The sequence below is a fragment of the Anaerospora sp. genome, assembly GCF_032013335.1.
GTDB lineage: Bacteria > Bacillota > Negativicutes > Sporomusales > DSM-15969 > Anaerospora.
This window is the reverse complement of sequence record NZ_DALZUO010000023.1, coordinates 54237-71747: the sequence shown is the minus strand read 5'-3', so window position 1 is coordinate 71747 and position 17511 is coordinate 54237. Positions and strand designations below refer to the sequence as shown.

The following is a 17511-nucleotide window of genomic DNA, read 5'->3' as shown; positions in this document are numbered from 1 at the left end:
GGAAACGGCCTGGGAGGATAGGGAGTCGCTGATTGAAAAAAGCACTTACGAATGTGAGTGCTTTTTTGCTTTACCAGTAAAAAAGTTGTATAATTTTCCCTATAGGCCTCTTGGCAGCAATGGGCATATTAATAGTAGACGAAAAAAGTGAGGGATGAGAATGACAACAAGCCGGAGTTTGGCCTTACATACTGATGTTCGCGAGCAATTGTGCATAGAGAATAAGCCGGACCCATGCACGATTGTCATTTTTGGTGCATCCGGTGATTTAACACACCGAAAACTGATACCTGCACTTTTTGGTATGTATGTAAAGAAGATGCTGCCTGAGCAATTTGCCATCTTGGGCTGCGCCAGAAGTGCGATCAGTGAGCAGGAATTTGCTAAGATGATACGTGAAGATCTGACTGACTTTGATGATGCCAGTGCAGATGACACTGATGAGTTTGTCAGGCATTGTACATACTTGGCAGGCAGCTATAATGATCAACAACTATATGATGAATTGGCTGTTGTTTTAACTCAGCTGGAAGAACAATTTCATACCGGCGGTAATTGTCTTTTTTATTTCGCAACTCCGCCTAGCTTATTTATACCTATTACGGAGGGACTCAGTAATGCCAGACTGACAGATGAACGCAGAGGCTCCTGGTCCCGTGTTGTTATTGAAAAGCCATTTGGCCATGATCTTGCGAGCAGCCTTTCTATTGATAAAGCGCTTAAGCAGCATGTGGCTGAAAGCCAGATTTATCGCATTGATCATTACTTAGGCAAAGAAACGGTGCAAAATATTCTAATTCTCCGTTTTGCAAACGCAATCTTTGAACCCCTGTGGAATCGTAAGTATGTTGATCATGTGCAAATTACTGTTGCAGAAACTTTAGGAGTGGAGAACAGGGCAGGCTATTACGAGCAGGCAGGCGCTTTGCGTGATATGTTTCAGAACCATATGATTCAAATGCTGGCTCTGACGGCAATGGAACCACCAGCACTATTTGAGGCTAACCGTTATCGCGATGAAATTGTTAAATTGATTAGGGCAATCCGGCCTTTCCCTATAGATGAACTTGATAAATGGCTAGTGAGGGGTCAATATAAGGCTTCGAGCGAGGTTCCTGAAAGCCTCTCTTACCGGGAGGAGGCAGGCGTGGATACAGAGTCATCTGTTGAAACCTTCGTCGCGATGAAAATGATGATTGATAATTGGCGCTGGCAGGGAGTCCCTTTTTATCTGCGGTCAGGTAAACGCTTAAAAAATAAGGTTAGTGAAATTGCGATTACCTTTAAGCCAGTACCACATTCCATTTTTGCGCCTGTCCAGCCTGACCAGCTTGCGCCTAATGTTCTAGTGCTCAAAATTCAGCCGGAAGAAGGTATTGGTCTTACGTTGGAAGCTAAGACGCCAGGACCGAAACTCTGTATGAATGCCTTAAGCCTCAACTTCTCCTATAAGGATATTTTCGGAGGCTTGACGCCTAATGCGTATGAGCGCTTACTTCTTGACTGCATGACAGGCGATCAAACGCTATTTGTCCGTAATGACGCCGTTGAGTTGGCCTGGGAGGTATTTATGCCGGTATTGGATCTTTGGGCCCAAAAGCCTGAAATTAACGCTCTACGGGCCTATGAGACTGGTAGCTGGGGACCCATTGAGGCAGACCAATTGTTAGCGCAGGCTGGACACAAATGGAGGTAAAAGTATATAAAGATATGGAGGCGGTGACTGAGGCTGCCGCTGAATACATTTGCTCCGCTGCACAAAGCGCAGTTCGTAAAAAAGGCTACTTTACGCTGGTATTGGCAGGCGGGAGGACTCCTAAGTTGCTTTATCAGCGCATGGCAGAGCAACCGTATTGCGATCAGATACCCTGGCAGCAGACATATATTTTTTGGGGGGATGAGCGTTTTGTGCCACCTGCTCATCCGGACAGCAATTATGGAACTGCGTGGCTTGAATTATTTAGTAAGCTGGGAAATCTAGCTGATCAAATTTATCCCATGCCTACAACGCTCATTAATGCTGGTAATGCTGCAATCTTATATGAAAAAACAATACGCCGTGTTTTTACTGCTTTAGGAACGAAGCAATTTGACCTCACCCTGTTAGGGATGGGAAATGATGGACATACGGCATCGCTTTTCCCTGGCAGAGATGCCGTAAAGGAAGACCGGCGCTGGGTAGTATCTACAGAGAGTCCATCGGGCCAAAAAAGAGTAACACTTACATTTCCGCTACTAAACGAAAGCAAAGAAATTTTGTTTTTGGTAACAGGTGGGGAAAAAAAGGAAATACTTCAAAAAGTAATGGAAGACCGGAAGCAAGCAAACATGCACTATCCTGCGGCAATGATCAGCGGTCGTCAAAAGACACTATGGATGATCGATGAAGCGGCTTATTTCAAACATGATATATAAAAAAAAGCGCTTATCCGTTAGGATAGCGCTTCTTTTATGAAAACTAGTTTTTATCATTTAAAGCAATGAAGATAACATTATTTCCAAACTTAGAGGTAAATTCTTGTTCATATTTTTTGAGTGCCTGGATTTGATCAGTGCTCAAATTAGCCACACTTACATCTTTTAATCCCATAATCAATCTCCTTTCGTATTAAATTTGGATATGGTTTAGTTTACCCGTACTAACTGCTCATTATTTTTAGCATTTATTACATTTGGCGTCTAACTGATAACGGCTATCCTTCTATTATTGTCTATAAGTGGCAGGTTTTTAAAAATGCCAGACGAATTAGTACTACATACTATCGGAGGAAATGCTATGAAAAAACGTATAAGACAGGCAGCAATACTATTTATGGCGATGCTAAGTTTAGTTTCAAGCGGTTGTAGCCAGACTTCTGCTGATAAGCCTTATAAAGAAAGCCGTTTTTTAATGGATACGCTGATTGAGGTCACTGCTTATGGGCCACAGGCAGAAAAGGGTGTAAAAGAGGCTTTCAGCGAATTTGAGCGCATGTATGCACTTGCTGATCAGTATGATCCTAATAGTCAGATATCAAAAGTAAATCAGGCCGCAGGTAGCAGCAAAGTGGCAGTGGATGCGGATATTTTTGCTATGGTGGAAGAGTCTTGCCAACTTGCCGAGAAATTGGAGGGAACTTTTGACGTTAGCGTCGGTCCTCTGGTGGAATTGTGGGGAATAGGCAAGAAAGGGGAATATATACCGTCTGACCTTGAACTTGCTAACGTATTGCCACTAGTCAACTATAAGCTTATAGAGATAGATAAAGTTAATCATACGCTTTTTCTGCCTAAGAAGGGGATGAAGCTGGATTTAGGCGGAATTGCGAAAGGCTATGCTGTTGATAAGGCGATTGCTAAACTGCAGGCAGCCGGAGTGAAATCTGCTTTAGTCAATGCAGGTGGAACGGTACGCGTCATAGGGAGCAGGCCTGATGGCAAGCCGTGGCGTATCGGTGTTCAAGACCCTCGCAAACCAGATGGGGTTATTGCGAAAGTAGAGCTTGCCGGCTGGGATACCATGGAAACTTCAGGTGATTATCAGCGTTTTATAATGAAAGACAATGTGCGCTATGCCCATATTTTTGATCCCCGTACAGGAAAGCAGCCAAGAGATATGGCTGCTGTAACCATGATTATGAATAATGCAAGCCAAGGAGATATTTTCAGTACGGCTTTATTCGTTCTTGGTGTGGAACGAAGTCTGGTTATGTTAAAAGAGTTTCCCGGTGTTGAGGCTATTTTTGTGACACTTGATGGAAAAGTGATAACATCTCCTGGCTTAGCAGGAAAGGTAGAATAAATGGAGGAGTTACGTGTGGAAAATTTCTGCGACCGGTTAGCGGACGTTTTACAGGGACGTTTAGTAGCAATTGAGAACGAAAGCGAATATTTAAACTCTGCCGTTTTAGTACCGTTAATAAGGCAGGAGGGCAGACTGCATGTATTGTTTGAAGTAAGATCGGCTATGCTGAATCGGCAGCCTGGGGAGATTTGTTTTCCCGGTGGTCGAATTGAGCCGCAAGATGAGACCGCTTTGGCTGCAGCAATACGGGAAACAACAGAAGAATTAGGGATATCTAAAAACCAGATACAGTTTATCGGAGCGCTTAATTATGTGGTAGCTCCCTTTGGTGTGATTCTTCATCCTTTTGCAGCGTATCTTCAGGAAGGAGTTTCACTTCGCCCTAGTGATGCAGAAGTGGCTGAGGTATTTACTGTGCCGCTCGACTGGCTACTAAATACAGAGCCTCAGGAAGCTCATATGGAGATTGCCACCAGACCATTAGAGGGATTTCCGCTGCATTTGCTGCCGGAGGACTATCCCGAGAATTGGAAAGGTCGAAAAACATATCCTGTGCTATTTTATCAATATCAGAAATACGTTATTTGGGGCCTGACAGCCCGTGTCTTATATAGCTTCCTCGCGTTCTGCAGGCAGGTAAAAGGGATGTAAAATAAAAAGCAGATGCCGCGTCATACCTCGTAGAGGTCAAGATGCAGCAATCTGCTTTTTCTATACGGTGGCTATTTGCCAAGCACTTCCATGCATGAATTGATTGTAAACTTCCGCGATTGTTTCTACAATAGTAGAACGTTTAACAGTACGCTTTTTGTTCAATAATGAGAATTTAAACCAATGTCCTTCGCGTGATAACTGGTAACGAGTGTTATTTATAACAATAACAACAGACTTAGTGGGAGATTTGCTGAGCGCTTCTTCAAGTGTTTGTACGGCGAAACCATCAAGGGGTGGTTTGGGACTGAACTCACTCGTGTTTCTCATGAATACACTCTCCCTATAGGTATGCTATATTTAATTGGCTATTTCTATTATAACATTAGACAAGCCGTCAGGCTTTGTCGAAATTCACTTAAAAAGAAGGCTTAGAGACGAAAAACACTAGTGCCAGTTTCTCAAAGTAACTAAATCTCAAATTTCTGACAATTATCACTGATAAGAGATTTAGGCAGATAAATACTAGGGTTGTCTGGTCTATCACTAGATTGTACTAACTGCGTATTTTGTATACATAGTTTTTTGAATTTTATGTATAGACTTTTTTTATACATAACTGGTATAATGTCCATGGGACAAATACCTATTGTTATGTAAACTTTGTAACAGTAGTCGTGAAAACTAAAGGAGGTAAATCTATGGCACAAGCTAAAAAAGGAATAGGACTTACTACCCAAATTTTTATCGGACTCATCCTCGGTATCATTTTCGGTTATGTTTTCCCTAGTTATGGCGAACAACTCAAGCCGGTCGGCGACATGTTTATTCGTATGATTAAAATGATTGTTGTACCGCTTATTTTTAGCTCTCTTGTAATGGGGATTGCCGGCACAGGAGATTTTAAGAAGTTAGGACGTTTGGGTGCAAAAGCTATTATTTGGTTTGAAATTGCAACTACCATGGCCCTTATTGTTGGCCTTTGTGTAGTTAATGTCTTGAAACCGGGTGTAGGTGTGGCTATCAGTACAATAGATGCTTCAAGCGCTGCTGCTGCTGCTAAGAAGTCTATTGATATGATGCAAATGGTGGTTAATATCGTTCCTACCAACGTCATTGATGCTATGGGACGCGGCGATATGCTGCAAATCGTATTCTTCTCTACCTTTTTTGGTGTTGCTGCAGCGGCCATGGGACCCTCCGGAGAACCTGTTGTTAAACTGGCCCACAGTGTTGCAGAAATTATGTTCAAGTTTACCTGGTATGTAATGAAGCTCGCTCCGATTGGCGTATTTGCCCTGATTTCTTTTACTGTAGGAAAATTTGGTCTGGCAATGCTCATTCCGCTTGCTAAGCTGATTGTATCGCTATACTTGGCGTTGATTATTTTTGTGCTTGTAGTATTAGTAGGTGCCTCTGTGGTCGTTGGCGTCAACTTCTTCCACTTACTCCGGGCACTAAAGGAACCAATTCTAATTGCCTTCTCAACTGCATCGAGTGAAGCAGCTCTGCCGATTGCAATGGAAAAACTGGAAAAGTTTGGTGTTCCTAAGCATATTGTTACCTTTGTAATGCCTACCGGTTACACCTTTAATCTGGATGGCTCTACTCTATACAGTGCATTAGCTGTCGTATTTATTGCACAAGTGTACGGTGTTCCTTTTGATCTGTCTCAACAGATTATGATGCTGTTTACCTTGATGCTGTCTACGAAAGGTATTGCCGCAGTTCCAGGAGCGTCTTTAATCGTTATCGCTGGTACTGCCGCCTCTTTCGGCCTGCCTCTGGAAGGTATCGGCATTATTCTTGGTGTGGACCGTATCTTGGATATGGCTCGTACAGCCTGTAACCTGATTGGTAACTGCGTAGCAACTGTTGTTGTTGCCCGTTGGGAAAAAGAAATGCCTGATGACGTATTGAAAGTTGCTTACGCGCAAAGCTACGAAGATTAATATTAAATTTTATTAACAAGCGGGAATTACTATCCCGCTTGTATTTTTTTATGGTACAATACTAATGATACTAGGAGGGAGTGATTAAACGTGTTCAATTTAGGCATGTCTGAACTGGTATTGATTCTGGTAATTGCCTTAGTCGTATTCGGACCTGGCAAACTGCCTGAAGTAGGCAAAGCCATAGGCCGTGGTATTAGTGAATTTAAAGGCGCGATGAACGCAGAAACTAAGGAAGAAAAAGAAGCAAAAGAGTCATCTCCCGCAAAGGAAAGCAAGCTGTAACGTATATCAGGCCATCTTGGCCTGTTTTTTCTTTTTGAGCATAATAATTGTTTCCTCGCCAATACTAACAGAAACTGTTATTGGAGGGTGACAATATTGCGCAATAGCAAAGTAGCTACATTATTGCTTTTGCTGGTTTTTGTTGTGGCATCATTTGCTTTCATCGGTGGCTGCGGCAAAACTCAGAAACCGGCTCCTAAACAAATGGGTAATTCCCAGGGTGGATCCGGCATGGCTGATGAGCATCAATCAAAACCAATGCCTGCACGAATGATTATTGGCTATTATGAGAATCCATGGCCTGGAACGCCGGATACAACCGGATCTTTTCCCAGTATGAAGAGTTTTGCTAAAAGCATGACTCATGTAGCTCCATTTTGGTATCGTGCCACAAAAGAAGGGACTCTGGAAACAAAGGACAGCCAGCTTGTACTGGATACAGCAACTCAATTGGGGTTAAAGATTTTCCCTTTAATAACGTATAAGACGGGCGCGTTAGAATCTATTCTGACAAAGCCCGATATACGAACAAAGACAATTGATAATATTGTTAAAATTGTCAAAGAAAAGCCTTATGATGGCGTAAATATTGACTTTGAACTTGTTCCTCCTAAGAATGAAAAAGATTTGACGGCATTTATGGCAGAACTATACCCAAAATTGAAGGGATTAAATAAGACCGTTATTATTTCGGTATTTCCCAAAGTAGATGTGCATGAAGATGTCCAGGGAGCATACAATTACGCAGAATTGGCAAAAAATGCTGATTTCCTGCAGATTATGCTGTATGACCGTCATTGGGCAACCTCACCTCCCGGTGCCATTGCACCAATAGAATGGTATGAAAAGAATCTTCAATATGCAATTGACCAAGTAGGACCGCAAAAAGTGATTGCCGGTGTGAGTGCATATGGCTACGATTGGCCTAAAGAAGGACAGGGTGAGACAGTAAAGTATGTTGATGCCATTGTACTGGCAGAAAAACAGGGCGTCAAAATAGAGTACGATGAAAAAGAGCAGGCGCCTCACTTTAGCTACAAAAATCATGAAGTCTGGTTTGAAAACACGAAAAGCACAGATGCCAAACTAAATATTGTTGCTAAGTATAATCCTGCAGGGATTGCTATCTGGCGCCTTGGACAGGAACAGCCGGAAGTTTGGCCGGTTATCGATCAGAAATTCCCTAAATAACAGGAAAATATAGTAATAAGTGGCGGGTTTTCCGCCACTTATTTGTTGTTTACAGGAGGTTTTATTTAGTCGTAAACGAATATAAGCAGTAAGTAGTCTATAAGGTTATACGGTAGGAGGAGAAAAAATGGCAATTGTAGAAGTTACCATTGTTCCTCTGGGAACGAGTTCTCCCAGTATTAGCAGTTATGTAGCTGCTTGTCATAAGGTGCTTGCAGGTGCAGACGGTATTGAGTATCAGTTGACACCGATGTCTACTATTATTGAGGGCAATTTAGAAAGAATAATTGAGATCATAAAACAGCTGCATGAAGTTCCTTTTTCTGCCGGAGCCTTGCGGGTATCTACAACAATTCGCATTGATGACCGGCGAGATAAGCCAATAACTATGGAAGGCAAGCTTCAATCTGTTATGGGTAAATTATAAAGACTAATGGAGGGATAACCATGTGCAAAGATTGTAACTGCTCTAGTGCAGGATTGGACAAAGAGACAATTACGGTAGAAGGAATGACTTGCGGCCACTGCAAGAGTGCGGTTGAAAAAGCTGTTCGCGGGCTGCCAGGGGTATTGGCTGCAGAAGTTGATTTGGAAAATAAAACACTGAAGGTGGAATTCGATCATCATAAATCTTCGCTGAAAGAAATTAAGCAAGCTGTTGAAGATGTCGGATTTGATGTTCCCTAAAGAGATTGACTGTATAGTCGACAATTTGGTATAATATTTGACAGGCTCCCAGTATATTGGGGGCTTGTTGTTTTATTCCAATAGAAAGAGGGTGCTCTTTATGACATCCCGGCTGGAGAGGCGGCGTGCCGAAAGAACCAAGGAACATCCGCCGCAAAAAGGGTGGATTGCTGCGTTATTAATTTTATTGTTAATAGTTGTGGCAGGAGCGTCGTATTTATTTTTTTCGGGTGGTATAGGGTTAAATAAGACTAAAAGAACGGCTGAATTCGCAGTGGGTCAGCATAAGGTAAATATTCTGGTTCTGGGAGTTGACGAACGGAGCGGTGACCAAGGACGGTCAGATACTATGTTTGTTGCAACTATTGATGAAGCTACTAAATCGGTTTCGCTTTTATCAGTACCACGCGATACCCGTGTTAAAATTCCTGGTCATGGATGGGATAAGATTAACCATGCTTATGCTAATGGTGGATCGCAGCTTAGCCAAAAAGCAGTGGAAAATTTGCTTGGGATTCCTATTGATTATTATGTGACAATCGATTTTGCAGGTTTTTATAAAATAGTCGATGCTGTCGGCGGTGTTGATGTCGATGTTGAGAAGCGGATGTATTATGAAGATCCTTATGATGAACTGGTCATTGATATTCAGCCGGGCATGCAGCATATGAACGGTAAAACAGCTATTCAGTATGTTCGCTATCGGGATAGTGAGGGTGATATAGGCCGTATTGAAAGACAGCAAAAGTTTATTAAGGCGATGTTTAAACAATTGGCCAGCCCTTCAGTTATCACCCGGATTCCGAATATAATCAGAGAGGTAGATGCGGTACTTAAGACCGATTTATCTACCGCAGATATGCTGAGCCTAGCTAAGCTAGTGAATGATGCAGCCAAACAAGGGATTAAAACGGATACTGTTCCGGGAAAACCAGCGTATATTGCTGATATCAGCTACTGGCTTCCTGATATTGTAGGCCTGCGGGAACATATGGCACAGCTGCAAAGCATTAAAATGGATGATAAGTTTGTCAGCACAGCACGTAAGCTGCAAGCTGAATATGACAGTTCTATTCCTAAAGAAATGAAGGTAATTGAGGTAGCTAAGCCTAGTGTACCGGTCAAGGAACCTGCTGCTCCGGCAGTGCCTAAAGAAATTGACAAACCTCCTGCACCTGCAAAAACCGAAAAAACGGCTGCAACTGATGAAAAAATTAAAGTTGAAATTGTAAATGCCAGCGGTTCGTCTGAAGCGGGTGAGAAAATAGCAGCAACGATGAGAAGCAAAGGCTTTGAAGTTGCTGGGATCAGCTCGTCTTCCGCAGTCAATAAGAATACGGTTGTTATTTCGTATAGTACGAATAGTGCGGTAGTAGGGAAATTAACCAGTCTTCCCTTTCGCTATGCCTTGCAGGTAACAAAAGATGACAGTAGAGCTGGTACAGTATCCATTGTCATTGGCAAAGACTATGTAGATAAATAGAAGAGTGGTATATTCTTCCTAAAATCGACGAAAAGCTGCTTGCGTGACGGTTAATGAATATGTTATAATTTTCACACACGTTATTAATACACCCCTCATTTAGCCCTTGTATAAAAGGGCTATTTTTTTTGCTTTCAACCAGACCGCATACTCCTTGTAAGCGGTCTGGTTTTGTTTTGCCTCTTTTAGCCATACTAGATTTGACAAATAGTGCAAGGAGCTGGCCACATGTGGTATACAGAGCAAATGAAGCGCTTTCAAATACTGGCGGTTATCGTTATTGCCGTTATTGGCGGACTCTTGCTGCGTCTGGCCTGGATGCAAATTCTGCAAGGCGCTCAATATAAGCAGGTAGCAGATCAGAACCGGATTCGCCAGATTAGTGCCCAGGCACCAAGAGGAACAATATACGATCGTAATGGTGCTCCAATCGTTGCTAACCGGCCAAGCTTTGCCATATCTATCATACTTGCCGATTATACGTATCCAGAAGTATCTACACCATTGCTTTCCGCTCTTACGGGGATAGCTGTAAATGAAATTGAACAGATGCTGCAGGCTGGGCAGGAGTTCCCTTACTCTCCTATCAGGGTCATACGTGATGCTGATGAAGCTGTAATAGCAAAAGTTCAGGAACGAAAAAGTTATTTGCCGGGTGTTATTGTCGAGGCTCTGCCGGTACGTCATTATGTCTATAATCAGCTAGCGGCCCATACGCTTGGTTATTTGGGTAGAATTAGTGAAGATGAATATGCTGTCCGAAAAAAGCAAGGCTATAATCCAAATGATTTGGTCGGCAAGTCGGGAATTGAACGATTATGGGAAGCGCAATTGCGCGGCATTGACGGTGGGTTGCAGGTGGAGGTGAATGCGATGGGAGAAGAGGTTGGTGTAGTGGGTGAAAAGGCTGCACTTCCCGGCAAAGGAATTGTACTAACCCTTGATGCTAATTTGCAAAAAGCAGCCGAAGCAGCTTTGGCTAATCAAATAGAAATAAGTAAGAGTATTGGTGAGCCGGCAAAAGGGGGCGCTGTTGTTGTAATGGATGTCCGGACAGGCGGAATTTTGGCATTAGTCAGCAATCCTGCGTTTGACCCGAATGTCTTTATTGGCGGAGTCAGTCAAAAAGACTGGTCCGCAATACTTAATAATAAAAATGACCCTTTATCGAATAGAGCAATACAAAACGCCTATCCTCCCGGATCGGTATTTAAAATTGTCACAGCGGCCGCTGCTTTGGAATCAGGATTAACAACGGGACAGGAAGTTTTTGTCGACAAGGGCGTTTATGTTTTGCAAGGCTGGAGTTTTTACGGTTGGGAAACCAAGGGCCTTGGCAAGCTGAATGTAGCGGATGCTTTAGCGTTTTCCAGTGATCCGGTATTCTATGAACTGGGTCGCAGGCTTGGAGCAGATAATTTGGCATCCTATGCATTGACTTTTGGTTTCGGTAAGCTTACCGGTATTGAATTATCCGGCGAAGAAGCAGGAGTGGTCCCCACAGAAGCCTGGAAAGAGGAACTGTATAAGGAGCAATGGTATCCTGGCGAGACCTTAATTGCTGCGATTGGTCAAGGCTATTACAATGCTACGCCTATCCAGCAGGCGATGCTCTTAATGGCCGTGGCAAATGGCGGCATTGTATATAAACCGAAGCTGGTTGATAAGCTTTTGACGGCAGATGGGGAGCTGCTTGAGCAAAAACAGTCTGAAGTACTGCATACCATTTACTTAAGGCCTGATGTATGGGATATTATTCGGCAGGGACTGGTTGCAGTAACAACACGGGGCACTGGAAAGAGTGTATTTGCCGATCTAAATATTAAGGTAGCAGGAAAATCAGGGTCAGCTGAAACTGGACGTAAAACTACACACTCATGGTTTGCGTGTTATGCTCCAGCGGATGACCCCCAGATTGCAGTTGCTGTATTGGTGGAAGAAGGCGGTGAAGGCTCGGTGGCTGCTGCACCCGTTACGAGAAAGATTCTAGAAGCCTATTTTAATATTACTCCAAAACAGAATGTAACAACTCCAACTCCCGGGCATAGCGATTAAGGCCAGAATAGATTTAAGAAATTGAAAAAAAGGAAATCACTCTTTCTCCAAGAAATATATACAGATAGTTGTTAAAGTTGGGCGCCTTTTTTCGCCCAATTCGTGTTTGTGAGGTGCTTAATGCCGGTCTATTCCATTAATCTTGATGTAAACGATCGCCAATGCGCATGTGTTGGCGGTGGGACGATAGCTGCCCGCAAAGTGGAGGACCTTGTTGAAGCTGGTGCATGTGTAACTGTGATCAGTCCTTCATTGGCACCTGCGTTGGCACAACTTGCAAGCGATAAAAAAATAATCCATATCGCCCAGCCATATCAGCCAGGCGTCATAGGCTCTTTTTTTATGGTTATTTGCGCCACTGACGATAAGTCTGTTAATGAGGCGGCAGCACAGGAGGCCCGAGGCAAAGGGGCTCTGGTTAATGTTGTGGATGCGCCGGGATTATGTGATTTTACAGTTCCCTCTAAAATCAGAAGAGGCGATTTACTTATTACTGTATCAACCGGCGGCAAGAGTCCGGCTTTAGCGAAAAAGCTGCGACTAGAGCTTGAGGCTCTCTACGGCCCGGAATACGGGACTTATCTGGAGTGGATTGGTACTATTAGAGAGCAAATGAAACACTCCCTAAAAACCAGCAAAGAGCGGGAATGCTTTTGGCAGCAAACGATAGATGACGAGGTTCTATCTCTTTTGCGACAAGGCAAGTTGAAGGATGCGGAGGAGAAAATCAAGTATGCAATTGGTTGTACTGGGGCTAAACCATAAGACTGCGCCTGTTGAGGTGCGTGAATGTTATGCTTTCTCAGAAGAAAAAATCAAGCAGGCACTGCTGCGTCTGCATGAGTATGAGGAAATCAGCGAGTGTGTGATTTTATCTACCTGCAACCGCAGTGAAATGTATGCTGTGGTAGATGACGCTGCCGATGCCTTGCCGGTTATGCAAGAGCTGTTTGTTTCTGTTTCCGGCAGGGACATTGAATGTGAAGATTTTATTTTCTATTATACCGAAGAGGCATGTATTCGCCATTTGTTCCGGGTTGCTTCCAGTCTTGACTCCTTAGTTGTAGGGGAAGGACAGATACTCAGCCAGGTGAAAAAGGCTTATACAATGGCGCGGTATTTGGGCAGTACCAGTACTGTGCTTAACACCTTATTTAACCGGGCTATTGCGGTAGGTAAAAAAGTACGGACTGAGACTCGAATTGCCTATAATGCTGTTTCCATCAGTTATGCAGCAGTTGAATTAGCCAAACGGGTATTAGGGGATTTAACTAAGTCAAACGTGCTCATTCTCGGAGCAGGGGAAATGAGTGAATTAACAGCCCGGCACCTAGTGGATAACGGTGTGCGGACAGTTTTTGTTTCTAACCGCAGTTATGAGAGGGCGCAGCAGCTGGCAGACCGGTTTAAGGGGATTGCTGTACCTTTTGGCGATTTTATGAAATGTGCGATTCATGCTGATATTGTCATTACTTCTACCGGAGCGCCTCACTATATTGTCAGCGCCTGGGATGTTGCTCATCTAATACCAAAGCGTAAAGGGCGTCCAATTATCTTTATTGATATTGCTGTACCGCGTGATGTTGAACCGGAAGTGGCGGCAATTTCGGGTGTTACCCTCTATAATATAGATGCTCTGGAAGCGGTTGTAGAGTCTAATTTACGCATCCGTGAAGCGGAAGCAAGGGTAGCTGAGAAGATTATTGAGGAAAGTCTGACTGAACTGGTAAGTAAATTTCGCTATTTGTCGTTTCGGCCGACGCTGGCGCTGCTGACAGAAAAAGCCGAACGGATTCGGCAGCGGGAGATTAAGCGCGCCTTAGCAAAATTACCAGATTGCAGTCCAGAAGAACGAAAAGTATTTGAGAATATGTCAAGAATGCTTGTCCGGAAGTTGCTGCGCGATCCGATGATCCGGATTAATGAAGCAGCTGGAACAGATAAAGAAGATCTTTACTTGGAGGCAGTACGAAAATTATTTAAACTTGATCAGCTGGGAGAGGAAGAAAATCGTGAGACAAAAAATCGTCATCGGTACGCGCAGCAGTAAACTAGCGCTGTGGCAGGCCAATTATATAGCTCATTGTCTGACTGAACGTTATCCTGAGCTGGAGGTAACACTTCAGCATATGGTTACAAAGGGGGATAAGATACTAGATGTTCCCCTGGCTAAAATTGGCGGAAAAGGCTTGTTTACTCAAGAACTGGAGACTGCCATGCTGAATGGAGAAATTGATCTTGCAGTTCATAGTCTAAAGGATATGCCTACTGAGCTTCCTCCAGGATTGATACTAGCGGCTATAACTGAACGGGAAACTCCATGGGATGCTCTTATTAGCCCTGAATACAAGACGCTGGACTGTCTGCCGCTGGGCGCTAAAGTGGGTACTTCCAGCCTCAGACGGAAAGCGCAGCTGCTCAAAGCACGGCCCGATCTGAAGATCAGTGATTTACGGGGCAACCTTGATACCCGCTTAAAAAAGCTTGAAACAGAGCAGCTAGATGCTATTGTGCTGGCTGCAGCTGGCTTAAGAAGGCTGGGCTGGGAAGACCTTATTACGCAGATACTGCCGAAAGAGATTTCTTTGCCTGCTGTAGGGCAGGGAGCATTGGCTATTGAAGCTCGGGCAAATGACAAAGAAGTTTTGCAAATGCTCAATTTCCTTAACGACGAAGATACAAACTGTGCAGTAACTGCTGAAAGAAGCTTTCTCAATGAACTTGAAGGCGGCTGCCAAGTACCAATGGGCGTCTATGGCTACATCGAGAATAATGAGTTGTATTTAGAAGCGGCAATTCTGTCACTTGACGGTAAGTTGGTTATACGCGATACTCTCTGCAGCGGCCCGGCAGGTGCCGATGATATGGGACGACGCCTTGCTCAACGTATGTATGTACAAGGGGGCAGGGAAATTCTAGCAGAGCTAGTCAGTAGTGAACAGGGGGAGAAAAAATAGTGAAACAAGGTATTGTATATCTCGTGGGTGCAGGACCTGGTGATTATAAATTAATCAGCGTAAAAGCAAAAGAATATATCGAGCAGGCCGATACCATTGTATATGATCGTTTGGCGGACAGCAGACTGCTGGCATGGGCCAGAAAAGATGTGGAACTTGTCTATGTAGGTAAAGCATCCAGTCAGCATACTATGCGGCAGGAAGATATTAATCAATTGCTAGTAGAAAAAGCCAAAGAGGGTAAGGTTGTGGTGCGCTTAAAGGGCGGTGATCCTTTTGTATTCGGCCGCGGCGGTGAAGAAGCACTCGAACTGGTCGCAAATGATCTGCCTTTTGAAGTTGTTCCAGGGATTACTTCTGCCATAGCGGTACCGGCCTATGCGGGCATTCCGGTTACCCACCGGGCGGTAGCAACCTCTTTTGCTGTTATTACAGGCCATGAGGATCCGACTAAAGGTGAATCCAATATGCGCTGGGACAAGCTGGCTACCGGTGTCGATACATTAGTATTTCTGATGGGGGTTGAAAACTTACCCCATATTACTGCCAAATTAATTGAAAACGGTCGTCCGGCTGAGACTCCGGCCGCCGTTATTCGATGGGGCACTAAGCCCGAGCAGAAAGTTCTGATTACTACAGTCGGTAGTGCGGCTGACGATGTTGCAAAAGCCGGAATTAAACCACCAGCCATTTTCCTGGTTGGTGATGTGGTAAACTTACGGGAAAAGTTGGCGTGGTTTGACACAAAACCGCTTTTTGGCAAACCTGTATTGGTTACCCGCGCAAGAGAGCAAGCAAGCGCGCTTACTGCAAAACTGGAAGAACTCGGTGCCCAATGCCTAGAGGCGCCAGCGATTCAAATCGTTCCGCCAGAAAGCTTTGCACAACTGGATCAGGCAATACAAGAGCTAACAAGCTATCAATGGCTGATATTTACCAGTACCAACGGAGTAGATTATTTCTTTGAGCGTTTGCATCAGGCTAAAAAAGACAGCCGCATGCTGGCGGGAGTTAAAATTGCCGCTATTGGGACACAAACAGCAGAGCAATTGCAAAAGTTCGGTATTTATGCAGATATTGTCCCGCTTGAGTTTAGAGCAGAAGGAATTGTTGATTCGCTTACTCCGCTAATTCAGCCGGGTGTGAAGGTTTTAATTCCACGTGCACTAATAGCCAGGGATGTCTTGCCGGTAAAACTGGCAGAATTAGGTGCTGAGGTAACGGTTGTACCTGCTTATAGAACTGTCGTAGCCGATACAGATGGTACTGCTTTAGCAGAAAAGCTGGCAGCAGACGAGATTAGCCTCATTACTTTTACCAGTTCCTCAACTGTGACCAATTTGCTTGAGCTGCTTGGCCCTCAAGGAGCTGAGCTTGTTGGGAGAGCTAAAGTTGCCTGCATCGGACCTATTACGGCTGCTACCTGCGTAGAGCATGGCATTAAGCCGGATATCATTGCAGATGAATACACCATTCGCGGCTTGGTAAAAGCGATTAGCGAAAGCATTCAGGAGGGATAGTCATGGCGAATCCTTTTATCCGTCCCCGGCGCCTGCGTTCATCAGCAGGCATACGAACTATGGTTCGTGAAACTCAGCTTTCTGCTGCTGATTTTGTATATCCCCTGTTTATTGTTCCAGGACAAAAGGTAAAAAAGGAAATTCCCACTTTGCCCGGCAACTATCACTTATCGCCTGATATGGCGGTGAGTATGGCGGCAGAGGTCTATGCTTTAGGCATACCGGCAGTTGAAGTCTTCGGACTGCCCGAATATAAGGATGAGCAAGGGTCGAGTGCCTGGGATATGTCAAGTCCAGTTCAGAAGGCAGTGCAGTTAATTAAGGCAGAATTGCCGGAACTGGTAGTGATTACTGATGTATGCTTATGTCAGTATACGAGTACTGGCCACTGCGGTCTGGTGAAAGACCAAACGGTAGATAATGACCCGTCACTAAAATTGCTGGCGCGGGTAGCGCTCAGTCATGCCGAAGCAGGAGCTGATATGGTAGCTCCTTCGGATATGATGGACGGGCGGGTACTGGCGATCCGGGAGGCACTTGATCAGCATGATTTCAGTCATGTGTCAATCATGTCTTACGCCGCCAAATATGCTTCTGCGTATTACGGCCCATTCCGGGAAGCCGTCAATTCCGCTCCCCAGTTTGGCGACCGCAAAACCTATCAGATGGACCCGGCTAATTCCCGGGAGGCTTTGCGGGAAGTGGAGCTGGATATAGCTGAAGGTGCTGATATTATTATGGTAAAACCAGCTTTGGCTTACTTGGACATTATCCGTCAGGTGAAAGATAACTTTGCATTGCCTGTTGCAGCGTATAACGTGAGCGGCGAGTATGCCATGATTAAGGCAGCTGCAGAAAAAGGCTGGATTGACGAAAAAAGGACCGTTTTAGAGACACTGCTTTCTATGAAACGTGCTGGAACGGATATTATTATTACGTATCATGC

At 44.3% G+C, this 17511-nt stretch carries 18 protein-coding genes; 16 read left to right on the top strand and 2 right to left on the bottom strand.

Features of this window, described 5'->3' with window-relative positions; translation table 11 throughout:
* Nucleotides 1-160 precede the first annotated feature (160 nt).
* Together zwf and pgl are read left to right on the top strand one after the other, a co-directional pair.
* Entirely contained in the window at nt 161-1696 is a 1536-nt protein-coding gene (gene zwf, locus RTR76_RS16230) for a glucose-6-phosphate dehydrogenase (RefSeq protein WP_312522560.1), read from the top strand.
* Nucleotides 1687-2415 (top strand): 6-phosphogluconolactonase, encoded by a 729-nt coding sequence (gene pgl, locus RTR76_RS16225; RefSeq protein WP_312522559.1) that lies wholly within the window; start codon nt 1687-1689, stop codon nt 2413-2415. The genes zwf and pgl overlap by 10 nt, the downstream gene beginning before the upstream one ends.
* 43 nt (nt 2416-2458) lie before the next feature.
* Here pgl and RTR76_RS16220 read toward each other — a convergent pair whose 3' ends face one another.
* The gene (locus RTR76_RS16220; protein WP_312522544.1) at nt 2459-2590 is read right to left on the bottom strand and encodes a hypothetical protein; all 132 of its coding nucleotides are present in this window, start codon (nt 2588-2590) and stop codon (nt 2459-2461) included.
* A gap of 186 nt (nt 2591-2776) precedes the next feature.
* Here RTR76_RS16220 and RTR76_RS16215 point away from each other — a divergent pair, with 186 nt between their 5' ends.
* Nucleotides 2777-3781, top strand: coding sequence for an FAD:protein FMN transferase (locus RTR76_RS16215; protein WP_312522543.1), 1005 nt, complete (start codon nt 2777-2779; stop codon nt 3779-3781).
* Nucleotides 3782-3796: 15 nt separating this feature from the next.
* Nucleotides 3797-4435 (top strand): CoA pyrophosphatase, encoded by a 639-nt coding sequence (locus RTR76_RS16210; RefSeq protein ID WP_312522542.1) that lies wholly within the window; start codon nt 3797-3799, stop codon nt 4433-4435.
* Nucleotides 4436-4495: 60 nt separating this feature from the next.
* On the opposite strand, the gene RTR76_RS16205 is transcribed toward RTR76_RS16210, so the two are convergent.
* Nucleotides 4496-4765 (bottom strand): hypothetical protein, encoded by a 270-nt coding sequence (locus tag RTR76_RS16205; RefSeq protein ID WP_312522541.1) that lies wholly within the window; start codon nt 4763-4765, stop codon nt 4496-4498.
* Nucleotides 4766-5136: 371 nt separating this feature from the next.
* Between RTR76_RS16205 and RTR76_RS16200 the strand changes: the two genes are divergently transcribed.
* The 12 genes from RTR76_RS16200 to hemB form a co-directional block, all read left to right on the top strand.
* Entirely contained in the window at nt 5137-6387 is a 1251-nt protein-coding gene (locus RTR76_RS16200) for a cation:dicarboxylate symporter family transporter (protein ID WP_312522539.1), read from the top strand.
* Nucleotides 6388-6477: 90 nt separating this feature from the next.
* Entirely contained in the window at nt 6478-6672 is a 195-nt protein-coding gene (tatA, locus tag RTR76_RS16195; protein ID WP_312522538.1) for a twin-arginine translocase TatA/TatE family subunit, read from the top strand.
* An 87-nt stretch (nt 6673-6759) separates the two neighbouring features.
* A complete protein-coding gene (locus tag RTR76_RS16190; RefSeq protein WP_312522537.1) occupies nt 6760-7863 on the top strand; it encodes a glycosyl hydrolase family 18 protein in 1104 nt (367 codons plus the stop codon).
* Nucleotides 7864-7990: 127 nt separating this feature from the next.
* On the top strand, nt 7991-8290 hold the full coding sequence (locus tag RTR76_RS16185) for an MTH1187 family thiamine-binding protein (RefSeq protein WP_312522536.1): 300 nt from the start codon (nt 7991-7993) through the stop codon (nt 8288-8290).
* A gap of 20 nt (nt 8291-8310) precedes the next feature.
* Nucleotides 8311-8550 carry a copper ion binding protein gene (locus RTR76_RS16180; protein WP_312522534.1) on the top strand — a complete coding sequence of 80 codons (240 nt, stop codon included), beginning with the start codon at nt 8311-8313 and terminating at the stop codon, nt 8548-8550.
* A 100-nt stretch (nt 8551-8650) separates the two neighbouring features.
* Complete coding sequence (locus tag RTR76_RS16175) at nt 8651-10033, top strand: LCP family protein (RefSeq protein WP_312522531.1); 1383 nt, start codon at nt 8651-8653, stop codon at nt 10031-10033.
* A 228-nt stretch (nt 10034-10261) separates the two neighbouring features.
* On the top strand, nt 10262-12088 hold the full coding sequence (gene mrdA, locus RTR76_RS16170; protein ID WP_312522530.1) for a penicillin-binding protein 2: 1827 nt from the start codon (nt 10262-10264) through the stop codon (nt 12086-12088).
* Nucleotides 12089-12208: 120 nt separating this feature from the next.
* Nucleotides 12209-12853, top strand: coding sequence for a bifunctional precorrin-2 dehydrogenase/sirohydrochlorin ferrochelatase (locus RTR76_RS16165; RefSeq protein ID WP_312522529.1), 645 nt, complete (start codon nt 12209-12211; stop codon nt 12851-12853).
* Complete coding sequence (gene hemA / locus RTR76_RS16160) at nt 12822-14138, top strand: glutamyl-tRNA reductase (RefSeq protein ID WP_312522527.1); 1317 nt, start codon at nt 12822-12824, stop codon at nt 14136-14138. Before RTR76_RS16165 ends, hemA begins: the two co-directional genes overlap by 32 nt.
* Nucleotides 14101-15045 (top strand): hydroxymethylbilane synthase, encoded by a 945-nt coding sequence (hemC, locus tag RTR76_RS16155; protein WP_396145321.1) that lies wholly within the window; start codon nt 14101-14103, stop codon nt 15043-15045. The genes hemA and hemC overlap by 38 nt, the downstream gene beginning before the upstream one ends.
* A complete protein-coding gene (cobA, locus tag RTR76_RS16150) occupies nt 15045-16565 on the top strand; it encodes a uroporphyrinogen-III C-methyltransferase (protein WP_312522525.1) in 1521 nt (506 codons plus the stop codon). The genes hemC and cobA overlap by 1 nt, the downstream gene beginning before the upstream one ends.
* Before the next feature lie 2 nt (nt 16566-16567).
* A partial coding sequence (gene hemB, locus RTR76_RS16145; RefSeq protein ID WP_312522523.1) for a porphobilinogen synthase occupies nt 16568-17511 on the top strand: 944 nt, incomplete at its 3' end.